This is a genomic window from Heyndrickxia sp. FSL W8-0496, assembly GCF_038007825.1.
GTDB classification, from domain to species: Bacteria; Bacillota; Bacilli; order Bacillales; family Bacillaceae_C; genus Heyndrickxia; species Heyndrickxia oleronia.
This window is the reverse complement of sequence record NZ_JBBOXX010000001.1, coordinates 2,577,803-2,600,913: the sequence shown is the minus strand read 5'-3', so window position 1 is coordinate 2,600,913 and position 23,111 is coordinate 2,577,803. Positions and strand designations below refer to the sequence as shown.

The 23,111-nt window shown below is 30.7% G+C and carries 22 protein-coding genes; 21 read left to right on the top strand and 1 reads right to left on the bottom strand.

Annotation, left to right across the window (positions count from 1 at the left end):
• Window positions 1–22: 22 nt before the first annotated feature.
• The 20 genes from NST63_RS13085 (at window position 23) to NST63_RS12990 (ending at window position 20,576) form a co-directional block, all read left to right on the top strand.
• On the top strand, window positions 23–754 hold the full coding sequence (locus tag NST63_RS13085) for a YveK family protein (RefSeq protein WP_212945670.1): 732 nt from the start codon (window positions 23–25) through the stop codon (window positions 752–754).
• The gene (locus tag NST63_RS13080) at window positions 744–1,433 is read left to right on the top strand and encodes a CpsD/CapB family tyrosine-protein kinase (RefSeq protein WP_212945669.1); all 690 of its coding nucleotides are present in this window, start codon (window positions 744–746) and stop codon (window positions 1,431–1,433) included. The genes NST63_RS13085 and NST63_RS13080 overlap by 11 nt, the downstream gene beginning before the upstream one ends.
• Window positions 1,434–1,475: 42 nt before the next feature.
• The gene (locus NST63_RS13075; protein WP_341042432.1) at window positions 1,476–2,240 is read left to right on the top strand and encodes a tyrosine-protein phosphatase; all 765 of its coding nucleotides are present in this window, start codon (window positions 1,476–1,478) and stop codon (window positions 2,238–2,240) included.
• Window positions 2,241–2,308: 68 nt separating this feature from the next.
• Window positions 2,309–3,421 (top strand): glycosyltransferase family 4 protein, encoded by a 1,113-nt coding sequence (locus NST63_RS13070; RefSeq protein WP_341042431.1) that lies wholly within the window; start codon window positions 2,309–2,311, stop codon window positions 3,419–3,421.
• Between the two features lie 73 nt (window positions 3,422–3,494).
• Window positions 3,495–4,562, top strand: coding sequence for a glycosyltransferase (locus NST63_RS13065; RefSeq protein ID WP_212945666.1), 1,068 nt, complete (start codon window positions 3,495–3,497; stop codon window positions 4,560–4,562).
• Window positions 4,563–4,568: 6 nt separating this feature from the next.
• Window positions 4,569–5,651, top strand: coding sequence for a glycosyltransferase (locus NST63_RS13060; protein ID WP_341042429.1), 1,083 nt, complete (start codon window positions 4,569–4,571; stop codon window positions 5,649–5,651).
• Window positions 5,652–5,680: 29 nt separating this feature from the next.
• The gene (locus NST63_RS13055; protein ID WP_341042427.1) at window positions 5,681–6,766 is read left to right on the top strand and encodes a glycosyltransferase; all 1,086 of its coding nucleotides are present in this window, start codon (window positions 5,681–5,683) and stop codon (window positions 6,764–6,766) included.
• Between the two features lie 47 nt (window positions 6,767–6,813).
• Window positions 6,814–8,118: an O-antigen ligase family protein gene (locus NST63_RS13050; protein WP_341042425.1), complete on the top strand. Its 1,305-nt coding sequence runs from the start codon at window positions 6,814–6,816 to the stop codon at window positions 8,116–8,118.
• Window positions 8,119–8,158: 40 nt separating this feature from the next.
• Window positions 8,159–9,127 (top strand): glycosyltransferase family 2 protein, encoded by a 969-nt coding sequence (locus NST63_RS13045; protein ID WP_341042422.1) that lies wholly within the window; start codon window positions 8,159–8,161, stop codon window positions 9,125–9,127.
• A 56-nt stretch (window positions 9,128–9,183) separates the two neighbouring features.
• On the top strand, window positions 9,184–10,674 hold the full coding sequence (locus tag NST63_RS13040; RefSeq protein WP_341042420.1) for a lipopolysaccharide biosynthesis protein: 1,491 nt from the start codon (window positions 9,184–9,186) through the stop codon (window positions 10,672–10,674).
• 5 nt (window positions 10,675–10,679) lie between these two features.
• Window positions 10,680–11,228 (top strand): GNAT family N-acetyltransferase, encoded by a 549-nt coding sequence (locus tag NST63_RS13035; protein ID WP_341042419.1) that lies wholly within the window; start codon window positions 10,680–10,682, stop codon window positions 11,226–11,228.
• The gene (locus NST63_RS13030) at window positions 11,221–12,354 is read left to right on the top strand and encodes a GNAT family N-acetyltransferase (RefSeq protein WP_212945659.1); all 1,134 of its coding nucleotides are present in this window, start codon (window positions 11,221–11,223) and stop codon (window positions 12,352–12,354) included. The genes NST63_RS13035 and NST63_RS13030 overlap by 8 nt, the downstream gene beginning before the upstream one ends.
• Before the next feature lie 84 nt (window positions 12,355–12,438).
• Window positions 12,439–13,350, top strand: a complete 912-nt coding sequence (gene rfbA / locus NST63_RS13025) for a glucose-1-phosphate thymidylyltransferase RfbA (protein ID WP_212945658.1) — start codon at window positions 12,439–12,441, stop codon at window positions 13,348–13,350.
• Window positions 13,310–14,386, top strand: a complete 1,077-nt coding sequence (locus tag NST63_RS13020) for a DegT/DnrJ/EryC1/StrS family aminotransferase (RefSeq protein ID WP_341042417.1) — start codon at window positions 13,310–13,312, stop codon at window positions 14,384–14,386. Before rfbA ends, NST63_RS13020 begins: the two co-directional genes overlap by 41 nt.
• Before the next feature lie 39 nt (window positions 14,387–14,425).
• A complete protein-coding gene (gene rfbB, locus NST63_RS13015) occupies window positions 14,426–15,466 on the top strand; it encodes a dTDP-glucose 4,6-dehydratase (protein ID WP_341042415.1) in 1,041 nt (346 codons plus the stop codon).
• A 20-nt stretch (window positions 15,467–15,486) separates the two neighbouring features.
• Complete coding sequence (locus tag NST63_RS13010; protein ID WP_341042413.1) at window positions 15,487–17,205, top strand: M28 family peptidase; 1,719 nt, start codon at window positions 15,487–15,489, stop codon at window positions 17,203–17,205.
• Between the two features lie 36 nt (window positions 17,206–17,241).
• Window positions 17,242–18,168 carry a beta-1,6-N-acetylglucosaminyltransferase gene (locus NST63_RS13005; RefSeq protein WP_212945654.1) on the top strand — a complete coding sequence of 309 codons (927 nt, stop codon included), beginning with the start codon at window positions 17,242–17,244 and terminating at the stop codon, window positions 18,166–18,168.
• 69 nt (window positions 18,169–18,237) lie between these two features.
• Window positions 18,238–19,263, top strand: coding sequence for a lipid II:glycine glycyltransferase FemX (locus tag NST63_RS13000; RefSeq protein ID WP_341042411.1), 1,026 nt, complete (start codon window positions 18,238–18,240; stop codon window positions 19,261–19,263).
• 34 nt (window positions 19,264–19,297) lie between these two features.
• Window positions 19,298–20,365, top strand: coding sequence for an acyltransferase family protein (locus tag NST63_RS12995; protein ID WP_341042409.1), 1,068 nt, complete (start codon window positions 19,298–19,300; stop codon window positions 20,363–20,365).
• 112 nt (window positions 20,366–20,477) lie between these two features.
• Window positions 20,478–20,576: a putative holin-like toxin gene (locus NST63_RS12990; protein ID WP_139254858.1), complete on the top strand. Its 99-nt coding sequence runs from the start codon at window positions 20,478–20,480 to the stop codon at window positions 20,574–20,576.
• 217 nt (window positions 20,577–20,793) lie between these two features.
• Here the strand turns inward: NST63_RS12990 and NST63_RS12985 are convergent, their stop codons facing one another.
• Window positions 20,794–21,858: a permease gene (locus NST63_RS12985; protein ID WP_212945651.1), complete on the bottom strand. Its 1,065-nt coding sequence runs from the start codon at window positions 21,856–21,858 to the stop codon at window positions 20,794–20,796.
• A gap of 197 nt (window positions 21,859–22,055) precedes the next feature.
• Between NST63_RS12985 and selD the strand changes: the two genes are divergently transcribed.
• Window positions 22,056–23,105 (top strand): selenide, water dikinase SelD, encoded by a 1,050-nt coding sequence (selD, locus tag NST63_RS12980; protein ID WP_212945762.1) that lies wholly within the window; start codon window positions 22,056–22,058, stop codon window positions 23,103–23,105.
• The last annotated feature ends 6 nt before the right edge of the window (window positions 23,106–23,111 follow it).

Sequence of the window (23,111 nt, the reverse complement as noted above, 5' to 3'; positions counted from 1 at the left end):
CATTCTCTTATAGGAGGGCCGTATGGAAGAAACATTAAACTTAAAAGAGGTTTTAACTATTATTAGAAAACGACTGAAGCTAATTACACTTATTAGTATGTTTGCGATAATTTTTAGCGCCACAGTTACGTTTTTTTTATTAACTCCTATTTATCAAGCTTCTACACAAATTTTAGTAAATCAGAAAAATAAGGACAATCAACTTGACCTAAATCAAATGCAAAGCAATGTTTCATTAATAAATACTTATAAAGAAATAATTAAAAGTCCAGTTATAGTAGAAAAAGTGATAAATAAGTTGCAAATCGATCAAAGTGTTGAACAGCTTAATAATAATATAATGATTAACACTAGGGATAATTCTCAAGTGTTTTCTTTAATTGTACATGATAAAAACGCTGGAATGGCAGTATTAATCGCTAATACAATTTCTGAAACTTTTCAAAAGGAGATTAAAGGGATAATGAATGTGGATAATGTCAGCATTCTAGCAAAAGCGGAATTAGATAAAAATCCTATTCCTGTTAAACCGAATCCAATAATGAATATCGCCTTAGCTGCGATTATTGGATTAATGGTTGGTGTTGGGATATCATTTTTGCTTGAATATTTTGATAATACATTAAAAGATAGTAAGGACATTGATGCTTATCTAGGCTTACCTGTCCTTGGAACTATTCAAAAGATTCCTCAGCGCAAAACAAGAAGAAAAATAAAAAAGTCAAAAATGGGAGTTGAAACTTTTGAATCGTAAGAAGAGAAAAAATGATATTAAGGCAGTAGATTTAGTAGCTTATAAACTTCCACATTTACCTATTACTGAACAGTACCGATTAATAAGAACTAATATTTTATATTCCTCTGTAGATAAAGAAATCAAAACTTTAATGGTAACATCACCTGATCCTTCCGAAGGAAAATCTACTACATCTGCAAATCTAGCAATTGTTCTAGCTCAACAAGGAAAACGAGTTCTTTTAGTGGATGCAGATTTAAGAAAAGCATCTGTTCATTATACATTTAATGTAAGTAATATTGATGGACTAACAAGTGTACTTACAAAGAAAATTAGTTTATTGGATGGTATATCAAAAACATATGTACCCAACTTGGAAATTTTAACAAGTGGTCCTATACCACCTAACCCTTCGGAATTATTGAATTCAGAAGCAATGGAAAGAATAATAGAAGAATTGAATAGTAGATATGATTATATTGTGTTTGATACACCACCTGTACTTGCAGTTACTGACTCTCAAATACTGGCAAATAAATGTGATGGTATCGTTTTTGTGATATATAGTGGGAAAACTCGTAAGGATCGTGCAGTTAAAGCAAAGCAACTACTTCAAAAAGCAAAATCACAAATTCTTGGCGTAGTTGTAAATGGATTAGAATCGAAGAACGAGGTGTATTATAGCCAATATAAATAATGTAATTTTTCTATCCTAAACAAAAAGGAGGGAAACGCAGTCTTGATAGATATTCATTGTCATATTTTGCCATATATTGACGATGGTCCAAATAGTTATGACGAAGCACTAGATATGGCAAAAGGAGCAGTAGAAGCGGGAATTACACATTTATATGCTACACCGCATCATTTTAATGGTCGTTTTGAAAATAAGAAGGATAAAATTATAGAAAATGTAGCTATTTTTAATGATAAATTACAAAAAGAAAATATCCCTCTTATTATTCATCTAGGACAAGAGCTTAGAATTCATCGTGAGATATTTCTAACTTATGAATTGGATGAAATTCTAACTTTAGATAATAAAGGAAAGTATTTATTATTAGAACTTCCTTCATTCGAAGTTCCTACTTATACACATGATGTAATCTATGAATTATTACTAAAGGGAATCACCCCAATTATTGTCCATCCCGAGCGAAATAAGGGATTTATGCAGGATTTTGACGAGCTAATTAAAATTGTTCAAAGAGGGGCATTAACCCAGATTACTTCTGGTAGCTTAATTGGTCATTTTGGGAAAAAGGTTAAATCATTTTCTCAAAAAATAATAGAAAAACAATTAGCACATTTTATTGCCACAGATGCTCATAGCACTTTTACAAGACGTTTTTCTCTTCAAGAAGGTTATGATACAATATCAAATTTATATGGAATGCAACAGATGTATTATTTTAAAGAAAATGCTGAAATACTCTTAAGTGGGGAAAATCTCTCTATTGAAAAGCCAAAAATAACTAGAAAAAAGATTTTAGGCTTATTTTAAATTCTACTATTATCGATAACTATAAATAAATCTAAATCATTATCTATATAAGAAAAGGAACTTATCCAATGAAAAAAATATTGTTTACTGCTACTGTTGATAGTCACATTCTTACGTTTCATTTGCCTTATTTACAGTGGTTTAAAGATCAGAGATTTGAAGTTCATGTAGCTAGTAACGGTGATGCGAACATCCCATTTGTTGACAAAAAGTATAATATTCCAATCGAAAGATCTCCATTTAAAAAGGCTAATTTAAAAGCATTGAATAGATTTAAGGAAATCATTAATTGTAATGATTATCATATGATTCATTGTCACACCCCAATGGGTAGTGTGTTAACTAGGTTAGCTGCGAGAAAGGCACAAAAAAACGGAACAAAAGTAATTTATACAGCACATGGTTTTCATTTTTACAATGGAGCTCCCATTTTAAATTGGCTAATGTACTATCCGGTTGAAAGATGGCTATCGAAATATACTGATTGTCTAATTACTATAAATAATGAGGATTTTCAAACCTCTAATAAGCTCCATTCAAAAGTCTTAGAATTAGTCAATGGAATTGGTGTTGATTTGAATAAATTTGTTCCTCAAACTGTAAAAAGCAAGTATGAGCTACGAAAAAAATATAACTTCAATGAAGGAGATTTTATATTAATATTTGTAGGAGAATTAAATTACAATAAGCATCAAGATCTTTTAGTTAACGTCATGTATTTATTAAGTAAAAAGTATTCCAATATTAAACTTTTACTAGTAGGTGATGGAGACTACTTCGAAAACTATAGAGAGCAAGTAAATAAATTACATTTACAAGAATTTGTTCTATTTTTAGGTTATCGCAATGATATAAGGGATTTATTGTTGTTATCGGATGTATCAGTTTCTTCATCAAGAAGAGAAGGATTGCCAGTTAATGTTATGGAAGCAATGGCTACCGGTTTGCCTCTTGTAGTAACAAATTGTAGGGGTAATCGTGATTTAGTAATGCATAAAAAAAATGGTTTTTTAATAGGTATAAATGATATTGATGGATTCGCTATAGCAATTGAAAAGTTATATCAATCTCAGACATTACGAGAAACATTTGGCATCAATAGTTTAGAGCATATTCATAAATATTCATTAGAAACAATAAAAAAGAAAATGCAGAAGATTTATACCGACCTTATTAATTGAATTTTCAAGTAATAAAAACCAAAAAGTTATTTTGTAAGTAATTCTGTTACAATTTATTGATTGGAGCTGTCAAATGAAAACAAAGGTTTTACATTTGCTTTCTAGTAATAGTTATTCAGGAGCTGAAAACGTAGTTTGCCATATCATTGATATGTTTAAGGATGAAATAGATATGGCCTATTGTAGTCCTATCGGATCAATAAAAGAAAGTTTGGATGAAAAAAATATTGATTACTTTCCTTTAGAAAAAGTGTCATATATGGAATTAAAAAAGGTAATTAGGTCATACAAACCGGATATAATCCATGCACATGATATACGAGCCAGTGTCATAGCAGCTCAATTTTCAAAGAGAGTTCCTATCATTTCACATCTTCATGGTAAATTTGAAGAAATGACTAAATTATCTGTGAAATCAATTTTATATAGATTGTGTATTTATAGATTTCGTCATATATTTGCAGTTTCTCAAAGCATCATAAAGGATTATTATTTTTCTCATACGCTCGAAAAGAAAGGATCTGTTTTATACAATGTGGTGAATGAACAGACCCTTATTGAATTGGTTAAGAAGAACGAAACTAAGTATAATTTTGATTTTATTTTCTTGGGGAGATTTTCGTATCCGAAAAATCCAAAAAGATTAATTAAAATCATTTCAATGATTGTCAAGCGAAGGCCAAATGCAACGTTTGTTTTAATAGGAAGCGGTAATTTATTAGAAGAAACAAAATTACTTGCAAAAGATTTAAATGTTTATAAAAATATTACCTTTACTGGATATGTAAAAAATCCCTATCCTTATTTAAAATCATCCAAAGTAATGCTCATGACCTCAAGAACTGAAGGGACACCGATGTGTGTATTAGAAGCAATGCTATTTGGGATTCCTGTTATTTCAACAGCTATTGATGGAATTAAAGAAATCATCGATCATGGCAGCAATGGTTATTATTTTAATTCAGATGATGAAATTGTTAATCAAGCTATACAATTAATTAATAATGAAGAATTGAGAAAAAGCAAATCAATTGAAGTATACAAAAAGGGAAAAGTAATTAATAATATGGAATCTTATAAAGATAACCTATTTAAAATATATAGAAATAATTTTTGTCTAAATAACGAAATAAAGCGGTGAAATAAATTGCAAAAAATTAATCTTTCTATTGTTATTCCTTCGTTAGATACTGGCGGTGCAGAAAGCATGGCTTATCAGCTTGCAAAGAAAATAGACAAAGAAATATTTAACTTGAATTTCATATGTTTATATTCTAGTAATGGGGCACCATTTGAAAAAGAGCTGATAAATTCAGGTGTTAAAATTACTCACTTGAATAAAAAATTGGGATTTAGCCTAATTACTTTTTTGAGATTGTGGAAGCAATTAAAGATACATCATTCAAATCTTGTCCATACACATTTAGGTGCTTGTTTATATGCCTTTCCATGGACACTTTTCCATAATAAAAAGCTAGTTCATACTGTACATAATGTCCCTTTAAAAGAATTACCTTTTCTGCATCGTATCATCTTAAAAATATTGTATAGATCAAAAAAAGCTATACCCATTGCTATTTCAGACACGATTAAAAGGCAGATCAGTACATACTATCAATTAAAAACAGAAAATATTCAAGTCGTTTATAACCCTGTTAATACGGATCTGTTTATTCCCCGTAAAACGACGGTGAACAATGGTGGAATTAAATTTATTTGCGTAGCGCGATTAGTTAATCAAAAAAATCATTTCACATTACTTAAGGCTTTTTCAGTAGTAAATAAAAAAATACCTACTAGTACATTACTTCTGGCAGGTGACGGCGAATTAATGGAAGAGTTGAAGAAAGCAGCTATTAAACTCAATATAAGTAAACATGTAGTTTTTTTGGGCAATGTAGAAGATATACCTATGCTGCTTCAAACATCAGATATCTTTGTACTATCTTCTATTTACGAAGGACTTCCAATGACAATACTTGAAGCAATGGGAGCAAAGCTTCCTGTAATTGCAACACGAGTGGGAGGGCTTCCTGACATTGTTAAAGGGAATGGAATATTAGTTGAACCAAATGATAGTGATGGATTGGCATCTGCTATGATCCAATTAGCCGAAGATAAGCATTTAAGACAAAAAATGGGATGCCTTGGTTTTGAAATGTCGAAAAAGTACGATATTTCAATCATTGCAAATCAATATGAAGCAATATATAAAAAATTTTCATTATGAAAAAACTCGAATGAGGTGATCAATTAATAATGAGTAAGACTAAAATAGCTTTAGTTGTACCTTCTTTAGTTATTGGAGGTGCGGAGAATGTTGTATTCCAACTTTCCAAAGCATTACACAGAGAAACAGATATTGACTTAATAGTCATATGCTTAAGTAGTAGAAAAAACACCATGTTTGAACATGAATTATCAAATCAAGGTATACAAGTAATTTATTTAAATAATAAAGGTAAGCTGAGTATTATCACACTATTTTTACTTTGGAAATATTTAAACAAATTTAAACCAAAGATTGTTCATACCCATTTGCATTCATCATTATATGTATTTCCTTGGATTTTTTTTCACAATTCTCTATTACTTCATACAATCCATAGTACACCAAGATTTGAATTTTCTTCAAGAATTATTCGATTGATGAAAATACTTTACAAAAGACGAGTAGCCATACCGATTGCTATCTCAGAAAAAATCAAGCTTGAAGCAGCTAAATTATATAAACTTCCATTAGATAATATAGAGTATGTGAAAAATCCTGTTAATCTGGAAAAATTCAAAAAGAAAGATATAGCAGTAAGTCATCAACCATTAGTAAAGTTTATTCACGTAGCCAGGCTTGATCCTCAAAAAAATCAAAGATTATTACTTGAAGCTTTTGCTATATTGTGTAAAAACGGTACTCATGCAACGTTAACAATAGTTGGTGATGGTGATTTAAGGGAGCAATTAGAGGCTCTTGCTTCTTCTTTAAAAATACAGGATCGTGTATATTTTATTGGTAGTATAAATGATGTAGAACACTACTTAAATTGTTCAGATATTTTTGTATTATCGTCGATTAATGAAGGATTACCTTTATCCATACTTGAAGCAATGGCAATGGGGTTACCAATTATATCGACGAATGTAGGAGGGATTGGAGATGTTGTACAAGAAAATGGAATATTAGTTGAAAGTGAAAATACAAAAGCGCTAAGTAACGCAATGATGAAACTTGCAAAAGATAAGGATTTAAGATTGAAAATGTCCGAAGCGTCTTTTAGATTGGTAAAACAGTTCGATATCTCAATAATAGCTCATGAATATAAGAAACTTTACCTCAAATATAGTTGAATATAATTAAGCAGTTTTCCAATGAGAGGCAGGTGAAATAGATAGTAATGAATGAGGGATTAACAGTTAATAGTATAAATGAATGCAAAACACACGTGAGAAAATTAGTATTATTTTGTTTACTAATTTGCTTAGGTGTTTTTTTTCGTGATTTGTATGGAATACCAATAAATAAATATATGTTTTTGATGATATCTGTTATTGCTTTCTTGTTATTAAATCAAGGGGCAATAGTTGCTTTTATTGCTTTTATTATTCCTTTTTTACCTGGTTTACCTGCTAATTATATTATAGGTTTAGCCATTCCATTTCTTTTGTTCAAACAAAAACATGTAAGAATAAATATATATATGTTTGCTGCATATGCATTCTTATTATTAGAAATGTTGCATTTATTCTTACCACTATCTTCATTAGGAGATTTTTTCAAATTCAGTAGTTATATTATCTTACTCTCTCTTATCTTATTAAAGAAAAATAATGACTATAATTATACAGTTATACTATTATCCTATTGTTTTGGTGTCATTTCTGCTTTTACCTCTATTCTTATTCATTCGCTACAATATATGCCACTTTATTTAGTATTTGAAAAAGGAATTAGAATAGGAAATATTGCTTCAGTCAATCAACAATTTGATCCAACTATTATTACTTTAACGATGGATCAGAATACATTAGGATATTTTTGCGCGATTGGAATTGCTGTTTTGTTAATTTTACAATATGCAAAAAGGTTAAAATTAACAATTGGTATTCCATTAACAATAATTACGTTTATCTACGGTAGTTTGACCTTATCAAGAACATTTATTTTGATATCATTTTTGGTATTTTTTTATTATTTCTTTATAAACCTTAGATTGAATAATACTTCAATAAAGGCTGTTTTCTCATTATTGTTTGCAGTAATTTTAATGATAGTCACAATTCAAGCTTATTTTCCGAGTACTTTAGAGCTACTCATTACACGTTTTCAAGAGAGTGATCTTACAAATGGACGAGGACAAATTTTTGAACAATATAATCATTTTATATTTTCAAGTTTAAAAAATTTCCTTTTTGGAATAGGAATTCAAAACATGAATATAAAGGCAAATCTTTTTAACGTGCCCCATAACGGATTACAACAAATCTTTGTAGCAGGGGGAGTAGTGGGGTTATTTTTATTGGCTTTATGGTTAATAGGAATGTATCGCCTTAACGCTCCTAATAGTAAAAGACAGCTTCCAGTTTTTTTATTGCCTTTAATTACGATGTTTGCATATATTCAGGGATTACAATTTTTATATCCCTACTTTATTATGTTGCCGTTAATTGTTGTATTTTCTGCATTACGACTTTCTGATTAAGTTACGTCATATTCTTTGCATGAATGAAGGGAGAATCGACTTGAGCATATTAGTGAGTATCCTATGTATGACTTATAACCATGAATTATATATAGAAGATGCCATAGAAGGGTTTTTACAACAACAAACTAACTATGATGTAGAAATCATTATCGGAGAGGATTGTAGTAGCGATAGCACAAGAAAAATAGTAAAAAAATATATGAACGAATATCCAGGGAAAATTAAAATGATAACGTCAGATCATAATGTAGGTATGAATAAAAATGCTCAAAGACTAATAGAAAGCTCTCGAGGAAAATATATTGCTATTTGTGAAGGTGATGATTATTGGACTGATCCTTTTAAATTACAAAAACAGATTGATTATATGGAGGAGCACCCTGACTGTAGTTTATGTTTTCATGCAGCTGAAATTGTTATTAATAAAGAAAAGCGAACAGGAAATTTAGTAAGGCCATTTAATAATAATAAAATTTGCCCGACAGAAGATATTATATTGGGCGGAGGCGGATTTTGTCCAACTGCATCCTTACTTTTTCCGCGAAGAATTATTGAATATTTACCAGCTTTTTTTCAAAAGGCGCATGTAGGCGATTATCCGTTGCAAATGTGGGCTGCATGTCAGGGGTATGCATATTATATGGATGAGATTATGGCAGCTTATAGAATTGGTAATCAAAGTTCATGGACTAATCAATTAATTCGAGAAGGGGATTTAAAGGAAAAGTTAATTAAGGTAAAAATGGGTGATATTCAACTATTAAAAGAGTTTAATCGAACGACAGATAATAAATATAATCCTGTTATTGAAGAAACGATCCTAAAAAGAGAGTTTGAAATATTACTGCTTCAAAATAATTTAAGAAAACTTAAAACTACTAAATATAAGATTTTGTATACTCAATTGACAACAATAGAAAAACTTAAACTCCTTACAAAATTTTATTTTCCAAGGTCATATAGAGCAATGGTTGGGATGAAGAAAATAATGTATAGAAATGATTGAAAAGGAAATGGGTAGATTTTCAATTAAAAATATAATTATAAAAGTAGGAATATACAATGGAAGTAGGAAAATCATTAAAAGAAAAAACAATTACAGGGTTATTTTGGAGCTTCACTGATCAATTTGCTAGTCAAGGAATTCAATTTTTGGTTCTTTTGATTCTTGCAAGATTCGTATCGCCTGAAGGTTTTGGATTAATTGGGATGGTGTCCATATTTATCGCAATCTCTAATACTTTAATTGATTGCGGATTAACTCAGGCACTGATACGGGAAAGAAAAGTTAGCCAAGAAGAATATTCAACTATTTTTTTCTTCAATTTCGTCATGGCTAGTTTATTATTTATAATCCTTTACTTGATTGCACCACTAGTAAGTACATTTTTTCATGATTTTCGCTTAGTTACTATATTACGAGTTTTATCAATAGGATTACTTATAAATTCATTAGGAATTATACAAAGAGTCATACTTATCAGGAATATAAATTTTAGAACACAAACCAAAATAAACTTTAGTGCTGCTCTATGTGCCGGAATAATCGCAATCATTTTTTCATTACTTGGATTTGGTGTATGGAGTATCATTATACAAAGTCTCATTTTTCAGTTGGCGCAAACAATTCTCTTATGGAAATGTAATAAATGGATACCAACATTGACATTTAGCTATCAATCCTTACAAAAATTCTTTTGGTTTGGAAATAAACTGTTGATTTCTAATCTAATTGATACTTTATACAATAATTGTTATTCGATCATTATCGGAAGATTATATCCAGCTGCACAATTAGGATATTATACAAATGCTTCAAAACTTGGAGATGTCATAATTAACTCTACAACTAGCTCTCTCCAACGCGTTACTTATCCTGTATTAAGTACTATTCAAGATGAAGAAAAGCTTTTATCAGAGGGGTTTCAAAAAATAATAAGAATTACTGCATATATCATGTTCCCGCTAATGTGTGGAATGATTGTTATATCAGAATCTTTGATTCCGTTATTATTAGGACCACAGTGGAATGATGCAATTATTTATTTTCAACTTATAGCATTTGCAGGAATGATCTACCCTTTACATGCAGTCAATCTTAATATTCTTCAGGTAAAAGGACGCTCTGACTTATTCCTAAAATTAGAAGTAATTAAGAAGATACTCCTAACAATACTGATTGCAATATCTCTATCGTTTTCACTTGGAATTCTTGGTTTACTTGGAGCTGCAATTTTATGCTCTTATATTTCATTATTTATCAATGCGTACTATTCTGCAAAAGAAATATCCTATTCAATTTGGAAACAACTTAAAGATATACTCCCTTTATTTTTGCTTTCAATATTTATGGGTAGTTTTGTTTTTTTTATCGGAGTAATTTTACCTGGAAATTTGATAATTAAATTGATTTTCCAAGTAATTAGTGGTTGCTTATTGTATGCATCCCTAGGTTGGATGTTTAAAATGAAGGAGTTTATAGTAATTTATAGCTTGCTTTTCCAACTATTCAATAAAGTAAGTCGTCAAAATTTCAAATCAAAAGGAGCTTAATTTCAGTGAGTAATAATGTTAATGTAATAGAAAAATATAAATATGTATTAGATAAAAAAGGAATCGATTTAATTTTACTTGAAAAAAGTGAAAAGGATATAGAAAGATTAGAACAACTATTTATTCAATTAGATTCCATTTTTTTAATACCACAACAACAAAATATGCCATTGAAAATTTATGTAGAAAAGTTAATAAATCAAGCATTTAATTTTGTTTTAGTCGAATCTAATTGTGATATCGGACTAATATCTATCTATGCTAATGACTTTGTTAGTAAAACATCCTTTGTTAATGCGATTGGTATATTGACATCTCATCAAGGAAAGCAATTAGCTTCTATTACTTCGGAATTTATTATTGAATATTCTAAGGGGGTAGGAATGGAATATATGAAGGCTCATATTAATAAAGCTAATTATAAATCTTTATCTTTAGTAAAGAAGTTTGGTTTTAAGGTACTATCAGAAGAAACAGATAAATTTATTGTCATTAAGGATTTAAAAGAAATAGATTTACATTCTTTTGTCCGGAGCGAATCTCATCATGTATGAAGTAATTTCTCATTGTAATAAATCAAAATGGCAAGACAAATTAAATCAATTTATAAAGAAGGATATATATTACAATCACTCTTTTTCTACTTTATACAAAAATATAGAAAATGGCGATCCATATTTATTTTATTTTGAAAATGAACATGGAAAAAAAATTTGTTATGTTTTTTTTAAAAGGAAACTAAATATTTTGCCTTTTAAAAATGATACTTCTACATGTAAGTTATATGATATTACGACTCCACCTTTCGGATATGGTGGTCCTTTATTCGATGGGGAAGATGCAAATTTGGTAAACCAATTTAGGATAGCATTTAATCAATATTGTTTAGATGAGAATATCATTTCTGAATTTATTAAATTTCACCCTTTACTCCAAAACCATCGATATATGGAAAATTTAATGGAAATTTCATATGACAGGGAAACCGTCTTTATTGATTTGACAATGCCTAAAAAGAGGATCTTTGAACAATATCATAAAAATCATAAAAGGAATATAAAAAAAGCAATAAAAAACCAACTTATATTTAAGGTCTTTAAGAATGAAAAAATGTATGACCAGTTACATGAATTTACTAAGTTATATAAAGAAACGATGGATAAGGTGAATGCATCACAAAAATCCTATTATTCTATGGACTATTTTAAGAAATTGATAAGAGGATTTACAAATAAAGCAATAATTGGAGCTGTGTTTCATAAAGAAAAGATGATTTCGGCTGCTATTTGTATGTATGAGGGTACCACATTACATTACCATTTAGGATGTTCGGATAAACAATTCTTAAACCTAGGAAGCAACACATTTCTCTTTCATAATCTTGCTTTATGGGGAAGAAGTAATGGTTTGGACGTATTTTATTTAGGTGGTGGGCATAGTGCATTACATAATGGGGGTACTATCGGAAGAGATTCGTTATTCCAATTCAAGTATCGATTTAATCAACACGGGGTACTCAAATTTTATATTGGGAGAAAAATACATAATCCGATACAATATGAATTATTGGTGAATCAATGGGAGAACTATTATTCTGATGAGCCAAACCCTAATTTTTTTCCATTGTATCGAAATAAATGTAATGTATATAATTCTTCGAATCATACAAAGTTAGGCTAAAGAATATATTTCGATAGAGTTACAAAGTGATCATTGAATCTATTAGTTAAAAGATTTTGAGCTTTAAAATAGGAGGTTTAATAGATGAAAGGGATTATTTTAGCAGGTGGAAGTGGAACTAGATTGTATCCAATTACTGAAGCAGTCTCCAAACAACTTTTACCAATCTATGATAAACCGATGATATATTATCCGTTATCGGTTTTAATGCTTGCGGGTATTCGCGAAATCTTAATCATATCCACTCCTAAAGATGTCCCACTATTTAAAAATCTTCTTGGAGATGGAACTAAATGGGGTATTAATCTAGAATATGAGGTTCAAAAGCATCCACGTGGTTTAGCGGATGCTTTTATTATTGGAGAAAAGTTCATTGGAGATGATCAAGTTTGTCTTGTGTTAGGAGATAATATTTTCTATGGTCAAGGGTTTACACCGTTATTAGAAATTGCTGCAAATTTAAAAGAAGGAGCGATAATTTTTGGATATCAAGTGAGAGATCCAGAAAGATTCGGTGTTGTAGAAATCGATCAATTTAATAACGCTCTATCCATTGAGGAAAAACCAGCGCATCCTAAGTCTAATTATGCAGTAACAGGTTTATATTTCTATGATAATGACGTTATTGAAATTGCTAAGAACGTAATTCCATCTGAAAGAGGTGAACTTGAAATTACAGATATTAATAAAGAGTATCTAAAAAGAAAAAAATTGAAAGTTGGGCTTCTTGGACGTGGGTTTACATGGCTTGATACAGGAACATTTGAAAGCTTAGTAGAAGCAAGTCAATTTGTTGAGACTATAGAAAAGCGACAGGGATTTAAAATTGCCTGTTTAGAGGAAATAAGCTATCGAAAAAAATGGATAACAGCGGATGATGTGTTACATTATGCCCTAAAGTATAAAAATGATTATGGTGCTTACTTAAATAATTTAATAGTTGGGAGGTTAATAGATGATCCCAGTATCACAACCGTTTCTTCCTCCGAAGGATGAGTATTTTAATCTGTTGACAGAGCTGTGGGAGAGTAAATGGTTAACGAATCATGGTAAATACGTTCAACTATTGGAAGAAAAGCTCCTGGAATATTTGAATGTTTCGTCAATACATTTTGTTACGAATGGAACTGTTGCTTTACAGCTCGCAATTAAATCATTAAATATAAAAAATGAAATTATTACAACTCCCTTTTCATTTGTAGCTACAACAACATCTATTTTGTGGGAAAACTGTAAACCAGTTTTTGTTGATATTGACCCGAAAACACTAAATATTAATCCGAATAAAATTGAAAAAGCTATTACTCCTAAAACTGAAGCTATATTAGCAACTCATGTTTATGGAATTCCTTGTGAAATCGAAAAAATAGGTAAAATAGCAAAAAAATATAATTTAAAAGTGATTTATGATGCTGCACACGCTTTTGGTGTCAGAATTAATGAAACTTCCTTGTTAAGTTATGGAGATATATCTACAATCAGTTTTCATGCGACAAAGCTTTTCCATACAGTGGAAGGAGGTGCTGTAATAAATAATTCCGAAAAGAAACTAGATTATCGGATAAAAGCTTTGAGGAATTTTGGCATTATAAACGAGGATTTTGATACAGCAGGAATGAATGGGAAGAATTCTGAGATGCATGCAGCTATGGGATTATGTAACTTAAAGTATATTAATCAAATAATTGAATGTAGAAAAACCATCACAGAAGTCTATGATTCAATTCTTATCAATCGTTTTGAGAGACCCTTTAAATCTAATAATATTGAGTATAATTATGCCTATTATCCAATTATTTTTGAGACAGAAAAAGACCTGTTAAAAGTTAATGAACGATTAAAGAAAAATAACATAGAATCAAGAAGATATTTTCATCCTTCTCTAAACAATTTACCATATCTAAAGCACGGATTTTCCTGTCCAATTTCTGAAAATATTTCAAAAAGGATTTTATGTATACCACTCTATAGTGAGTTACTTCTAAAGGACGTTCAAAAAATATCCAATATAGTGTTGGGAAAAATACAATAGGAACAAATGATCTTTTTTAATTATAAAGGAGAATAACTAATGAATTGGTTAATTACTGGTGGAGCTGGTTTTATCGGCTCTAATTTTGTGACTTATATACTTAAAAAACATGAAGATATTAATATCATTAACTTGGATAAATTGACTTATGCAGGAAATATTAAGCATCTTGAATCTGTTATGAATAATCCCCGACATACTTTTGTGGAGGGAGATATTTGTGATGCTGAGCTTGTTAATCGTTTATTTGATATCTATCAGTTTATAGCAGTCATTCACTTTGCTGCGGAGTCACATGTTGATAATTCGATTAATAATCCACAAACATTTATTCAGACAAATGTACTTGGTACATTTAACCTTCTTGAAGCTGCTCGCAAGAGTTGGATGAAGGGAATTGGTAGCTATAAGGAAGGTTATCAGAGTGCTAGGTTTATTCATATATCTACCGATGAGGTATATGGTTCACTTGGAGAGAAAGGGTTATTTAATGAAAATTCATCCTATGCACCAAATAGCCCATATTCAGCAAGTAAGGCATCAGCTGATTTAATCGTACGAAGTTATTTTCATACATATAAGTTGAACGTAATAACAACGAATTGTTCAAACAATTACGGACCGATGCAACATGAAGAAAAACTTATACCAACTATTATCAGAAAAGCTTTGGCAATAGAACCAATACCTATTTACGGTGATGGTAAAAATATTCGTGATTGGATCTATGTAATTGATCATTGTAGGGCAATTGAAATGGTATTTTTTAAAGGAAGAGTAGGTGAAACATATTTAATTGGTGGACATAATGAGAAAACAAATTTAGAAATTGCTCATGAGATATGTGATATTTTAAATTGTTATATGCCTGTACAAAAAAATGATAAAGAAATAACTAATTATAAGCAATTAATTACTTTTGTCAAAGATCGACCTGGTCATGATTTTAGATATGCAATTGATGATTCCAAGCTACGTACTGAGGTTGGATTTGCCATGAAAAATTCATTTTCAGAAGGATTGAAGAAGACTGTTTTACATTATTTAAAACAAAATAAGTCCTATATTTTGTTAAAGTAAATGAATATAAGGAGCAAATTATGAAAAAGGAATCTACTGAAACTTCACCCTCAACAAGGTTTGGAGCATTTTTTAGAAGTGTATTATTCATGTTTATTCTATTAATAGTGATTTCTATGACCGTATGGATTAGCTTTTTTCAGTTTCGCTTACCACAGGTTCTCCCTTTAAATATCAAATCAGACCAATTTTCAGCAATGAATGCTTTGAAGTATTTGGAAAATTTTGCAATAGCTCCTCATCCTCTTGGTTCAGAAGAACATGATCGTGTGAGGGATTATTTAATTTCGTCATTAACCAATTTAGGTGTTTCTCCACAAATTCAAAAGGTGGATAGCCCTGATTCTGCATGGGGAGTCAAATACAATGGGCAAATTGAAAATATTCTTGCACGAATTCCTGGGAAAGATTCATCAGGGGCAATAATGGTTTCTGCACATTATGATACAGTGGAGGGAAGTGCAGGGGCTGCAGATGACGGATCAAGTGTTGCATCTATTTTGGAGACAGTAAGGATAATAATGCAATCTTCAAAATTAAAAAATGATGTCATTATCTTAATCACTGATGGGGAAGAAAGTGGGCTATTAGGGGCTCAAGCATTTGTTAAATTCCATCCTTGGGCAGATGATGTGCGATTAGCATTAAATTTTGAAGCACGTGGAAGTGGTGGTCCCTCCATCTTATTTGAAACGAATAGTATGAATGGTACTTTAGTCACTGAATTTATAAAGAGTGTACCAAATCCAATTGCACATTCGTTTATTTATGATTTATATAAATTTATGCCTAATGATACCGATTTAACGGTTTTTAAAAACGCCGGTATGTACGGACTTAATTTTGCTTTTTTTGAAGGTCTCAATGCATATCATAATTCGAACGACAATATAGAGGCATTAAGTTTAAATAGTTTACAGCATCACGGTGAAAACATGACTAGTTTAGTACAACATTTTGGCAATATGAATTTAATAGATTCAAAACCTGAAAAGTTAGTATTTTTTAATCTATTGGGCAAAAATGTCATAACATACTCAGAAAAAATTGTTCTACCTATTATGGCAATCATTATCCTAGGTTATATAATAACGTTTTTTCATGGTTATTTCCGTGAAAAACTATCTTTAAGAGGGACTTTTATAGGTTTTTTAATTTTTTTATTTACGATTATTATCGCATACATTTTAGGCAGTATTCTATGGAAGGTATTATTAATTATTAATTCAGAAAATACATTAGCATTTGAAACAGATCTCAAAATAACGAATCCTCTTTTTGTACTTTTTATAGGGGTTATTTTAATAATTATTTCATTACTATATCGAATTTTTTCATTGAAAATTGGTGGAAGTAATTTGGTAATGGGAGCATATTTCAGTTGGCTATTGCTAGTTATTATCACGAGTGTATTTTTTAAAGGATCAAGTTATATATTCGTCTGGCCACTATTTTTCGCCTTAATAGGACTGAATATTCAATTAATAATAAAAGGATTTAATTTACTAATAAACTATATGACTACTATTGGGTTTATTTTTCTTACTATACTATTAACTGCCCCAATCTTGTATTTGATATATGTCTTACTATCTTTAAGTAATATGGGATTATTGCTCGGATTAGTATCTTTACTTAGTGCATTTATTATACCTGCTATAGACATAACTAACTTAAAAGTGACAAGGAAGACTAATCGCAAAAGAGAAATTAGTACTGTTGAATCGACCAGAGTTTAATAAGTTTGCAAAATTGTAGAAGAGGAGAATATTAATTTGAACACTTTAAGAACTGCATTCTTATTACAAGTTCATAAAAATCCAGAACAGGTTAATGCATTTATTGAACAATTAATTTCAGAAAATCATGCAGATGTATATGTCCATATAGATAAAAAAAACAATGACCAACTATGTGGAGAAATAGTACAAAATGATCGTATTCATATTTTACAGAACAATATTTCTTGTGATTGGGGAGACATAAGTCAAATAGACACAACCATTTTATTATTAAAAGAGGCACTTTCAACAAAGCGACCATACGACTTTATTATCTTAAGAAGTGGTCAGGATTTGTTAGTTAAAAATGGATTAAAAGAGTTTTTATCCGAACATAAAGGAACCATTTTTATGACCTTTTATGAAAAAACAAAAAAAAATTTAGCTTCTATGAAGGTGAATTGGCCAAAAATAACCCGTAGAAGATATACTACACCTCATCCATATAGACTTTACAGACGAAGTGTTCGTTTATTATATGAAATGGGGATCAATATGTATCCAAATATGAAACCATGGCCAGAGAAATTTACATTTTATCATGGATCACAATGGTTCTGTATCCCCTTTGAAGTAGCGAAATATATTATCGAGTTCTTGGAAAATAATGAATGGTACTATGAATATTTTAAAAACACACTGGTCCCAGATGAATGGTTTTTTCAAACATTAATAATGAATTCACATTTTAAACATCAGGTTGTCAATGATAATCTGATGTTTTTAAAATGGGGCGAAACATTTCGAACAGGAAATTCACCTTTGAATATAAGCTTCCAAGATATTAAGGAGATTCAGGAGTCTAATAGTTACTTTGCAAGGAAGTTTGATGAAACCTTTGATCAATCGGTCATTGAATATTTTACTAAGTCAGTTCAATTTGGTAGAGAAAACAATAGAGAGTACAAACAGATACAATGAATGTTATCGGTTAGAAATGTTCTATACGTGTTTAATTGTCATCAAAAAAATAGATGAAGGATGTTATACATGATTAAAGTAAATATAAATGATAATTGGAATGAATTAATTAAACGATTTCAATCATTAGACATTTATTATTCACAGGAATATGTAAGTTTATCTGCAGATATTGAAAAAGGGGAACCAGAAGCAATTTTTCTAGAGAATGAATGGGGAAGACTTTTTTACCCTTTTGTTAAACGAAAAATAGATGGAAATAAAAATTATTACGATATAATAACTCCTTATGGCTATGGCGGTCCAATGTATGAAGGTGATAAAAGAATATTAAACCAATTTTATTCAGAATTTAAAAAGTACTGTATCGATCAGGACATCATTACAGAAACGATTAGGTTACATCCATTACTAAATATTACAGATGAAGTAAGAAAGATCATTCCTGTTGGCTTTATTCGAAATACAACTGCAGTGGATTTAAGAGAACCATTAGAAAAAATTAAAAATAATTATTCTTCTAGTAATAAAAGAAATATTAACAAGGCAATAAGAGAAGGGGTACGTGCTGTTGTTTCAAATGATAAAAAAGATATTGAAGTATTTATAGCATTATATTATGAAACGATGGATCGAAACAAAGCTACTCCATTCTACTATTTTAATAAATCATATTTTTATCGCCTAATGGAAGAAACTGCCCTAAGTAAGCCATATCTTCTTTTTGCCGAAAAAGATGGAAAGAAAATTGCAGGTTTAATAGTAATTATGGGTAAAGAATTTGCTCATTACCATTTAGGCGCCTCTAAAACGGAGTTTCTTAATTATAGACCTAATAATCTATTATTTGATAAAATGATTGAATTATCTAAATCGATGAATTTAAAAGCTTTACACTTAGGAGGTGGATATACGGATAATGATAGCTTATTTAAATTTAAAACATCTTTTACGAATAACTTTAACTTTGAATATTATTTAGGAAAACATATTCTAAATAAGTCAGTATATAAGGATCTTTCAAAAGTGGTTAAAAATAGTCTAAAAACTAGCTCAGAAAACAGCTATTTTCCGCAATATCGAATGAATGGTTAACAATAATCTACCTTTATTAAGGGGGGATAATAATATGAGAAGACATTTGAATTTGATCCAATTTTCTAGAGCATTTGTACCTTTTCTTGTTATATTATTGCATGCAAAGGCATTTATGAATTATTATTTTCAATATAATTTTTTAAGTTTAACAAATGTATCGAAATCTGGGGGAGTTTATTATTTTTTTGCACTATCCGGGTTTATGATTTTTTACTTATACAAAGAGCAAATTGGAAATTATAAGATAATAAAACAATATTTATATAATCGATTTATTCGTATCTATCCTATTTATTGGATGATGACCTGTGGTATTTTAATTATCTTTATTATTTTTCCAGTTTTAGAACAGTCTCACACTGTAAATATGGCAAAAATCATTACATCCTTACTTCTTATCCCAAGTAAAACTGAACCAGTATTGGGAGTTGCTTGGTCACTAGTGCATACAGTCTATTTTTATCTAATCTTTACCCTATTTTTCATAAAATATAAACTATTTTCTCGCTACATCCCTTTGTTATGGATTTTCTTGTCAATCATATTCAGTATTCATTTACTACATAGTTCCAATTACATTATTAATTTTCTCTTTAATTTTAATAATTTAATCTTTGTTTTAGGAATTTTATGTGCTTTTCTAGTAACTAGAATAAAAATTAATATTAATGTATCTTGGTTCTTTGTTTCTTTAGGAATAGCCGGTTTTCCCTTATCTTGGATAAATTCTCAATTTACATTTATTCCAATAGATCTTCAGATCACCACTACAATTTCGTCTTTATTATTAATTTTAGGATTTTCTGCGATAGACTTGCAAAAGGAGATAAAGATACCGAAGTTTGCAAATTTCTTAGGAAAGGCTTCTTTTTCTATTTATCTTACTCATTTTTATTGTATGTCAGCAATTAGTGTACTTTTAAGGACTTATCTAAAACTACCTTTACCTAATTTTGTTATTGCTATCTTATTAATTACTTTATCAACTTTATGTGGATGTTTAGTGTATATATTCCTCGAAAAACCCATTTCTCAAAAACTAAAATCCTTTAGAAATAAAAGGTGGACTAACCATAAACCTAGTTCAATCAATGTTTAATTTTAAAAAATTTTTATAATTAAAGTAAGTATTTTTTAAATTACGTCCATACTGATATCAACACAGCAGTAGGGTGGTAGTGGTCACTCCTTTAAAAAGGGGGTGATTACTATTGATCACAGTTTACGAAGCGTTATCGCTCATGATCACTTTTGGATCATTAATCGTAGCCGTGATTACTATTGTTATTTCTCTTGAGAAAAGAAAATAACCCACCCTGGGTGAGTTACGGTTCGTCATGGACCACTGCAGCTCTTGCAGTCGCTGTGTAAAGGAGCATTGGCTCACAGCCAATGCTCCTTCTATATTATATTTACTTAACAGGAATATATACATATGTTAATCGGAATAGGTAGATATCCGCGAAAAATGAAATATATCCGCTAAATTTTACTTTTATCCGCGAAATACGAAATAAATACGCGAAACTAAAGCAACATCCACCCAACTAATCCACTAATTACTCCAATTACCACCACTGACCCCATAACAAAATACATAACCTTCTTCGGAAATGATCGAGCTACCATAATCAGCGATGGCACACTAATAGCTGGTAATGTGATTAGAAGTGCAGCAGCTGGTCCGCCACCAAGTCCAAGTGACATAAATGTTTGAATAATCGGGATTTCTGCTGCTGTTGGGATAACAAAAAGCATTCCTACAACTGCAAAAAGAATAATCGCCATTAAACTATTTGTAGTGGATTCACCAATATGTGGAAATAACCAAATGCGTGCAGCACCGATAACTAAAACAGATAGGACATATGCAGGTACAATATACACAATCATCGTACCGATACTTTTAAACCATCTAATCATAAAATTGCCTTTAGGCTCTTCAGTTGTAACTACTTGATCGAGATCAATCGGTTGTAGATCTTTTGCGAATCGATTGGCAAGATAACTTACCCCAAAAGTGATAATTAATCCAAATACTAATCGGATTAATGTAAATTTCCATGATAATACAAAGGTCATAAAGACAAGAGTTGCCGGATTAATAAGGGGATTACCCATCCAAAAAGCTAGTGCAGCTCCGACTGAAACATTCTTTTTACGTAAGCCTACTGCAATTGGTGCAGCACAGCATGTGCACATCATACCCGGAATAGCTGCAAGTCCAGCAACTGCCGTACTACCAAATGAGGTTTTACCTAATACTTTTAATAACCATTGAGTTGGCAATAATACTTGAAGAAGAGAACCAAGTAAAATCCCTAATACAGCTGCTTTCCAAACCGATTGGAAGTAGACTTTAGCATAATCCAAAGCTGATTGCCAGAAGGGAATTTGGTGATTGGATGAATCCCCCAAGATAGAAGAACCAATGGAATGAGTATCAGCTGCTAAAATAGCTTTATGATAATACGGCCACCATTTGACATATAGTAAACCAGCAACCGTAATCAATAAAAAGGCAACAATGAACCATAGAGTTTTTCTACTGTTCACTTGTTGCTGCTTTATTGAATGATCTAGTTGTGACATAGGGTGAAGCCTCCTGTGAAAAGTAGAATGATAAATTTTAAAGACATAATATTATATCATAATAATAGGGGAGATACCTAAATTAATGAATTTTCCTTGGATACATAGTAAATTTATCAATCCCTTCATTATGCAAGTATTGACATGTTGTTCTATAATATGAATAGATGAATCGTAAAAGAAAGGTTGTTGTCAAAATGACAAATTCAAGTCAAGTAAAACTAACATCATTAACGACGAAGGGAGGCTGTGGCTGTAAAATTGGCCCTGCTGATTTGGCACAAGTGATTCGGACCTTGCCGCAAAGTACGCCAAATCCAGATCTATTAGTTGGCTTAGATACTAGTGATGATGCAGGTGTCTATCGTTTAACAGATGACTTAGCAATCGTACAAACTGTCGACTTTTTCACCCCAATTGTAGATGATCCTTATTCTTTTGGCCAAGTTGCGGCTGCGAATGCGATTAGTGATATTTATGCGATGGGAGGAACACCTTTAACTGCATTAAATATTGTAGCATTTCCTATTCACACATTAGATAAACAAATTTTATCTGATATTTTACGTGGTGCGGGAGATAAATTAAAAGAAGCGGGAGTTACATTAGTGGGAGGGCATTCCATCGATGATCAAGAGCCAAAGTTTGGACTCGCTGTTACTGGAACCATTAATCCAAAGAAAGTACGTACAAATGCAGGAGCAAAATCAGGGGACAAGCTTGTTTTAACGAAACCTATCGGTGTTGGAATTATGACTACTTCTTTAAAAAGAGATTTATTATCTGATGATGAAATTGATCGTGTAACTAATGTGATGAGTACATTAAATAAAACGGCTGCGGAAACGATGCAAGCATATGATGTACATGCTTGTACAGATGTAACCGGTTTTGGTCTGCTTGGACACACAACTGAAATGGCCAAAGGAAGCAATACAGGTATTCGAATTTATAAAAATGATGTACCTACATTACCACGTGTAAGAGAATTAGCAGAAGCAGGTGCCGTACCTGGTGGAACTAAAAATAATTATGATCATGTCAAAGCGGATGTATCTTTCCCTGAAACAATGGATCAAATTGACCAATGGATTTTATGTGACGCTGTTACATCTGGAGGGTTATTGATCTCTCTATCTAGTGATGAAGCTGAACATTTACTATCTGATTTAAAAAATGCTGGAGTGGAAGCAGCAATAATCGGTGAAGTTACTGAAGAACATCCTGGAAAGATTACGGTATTATAATTTTAA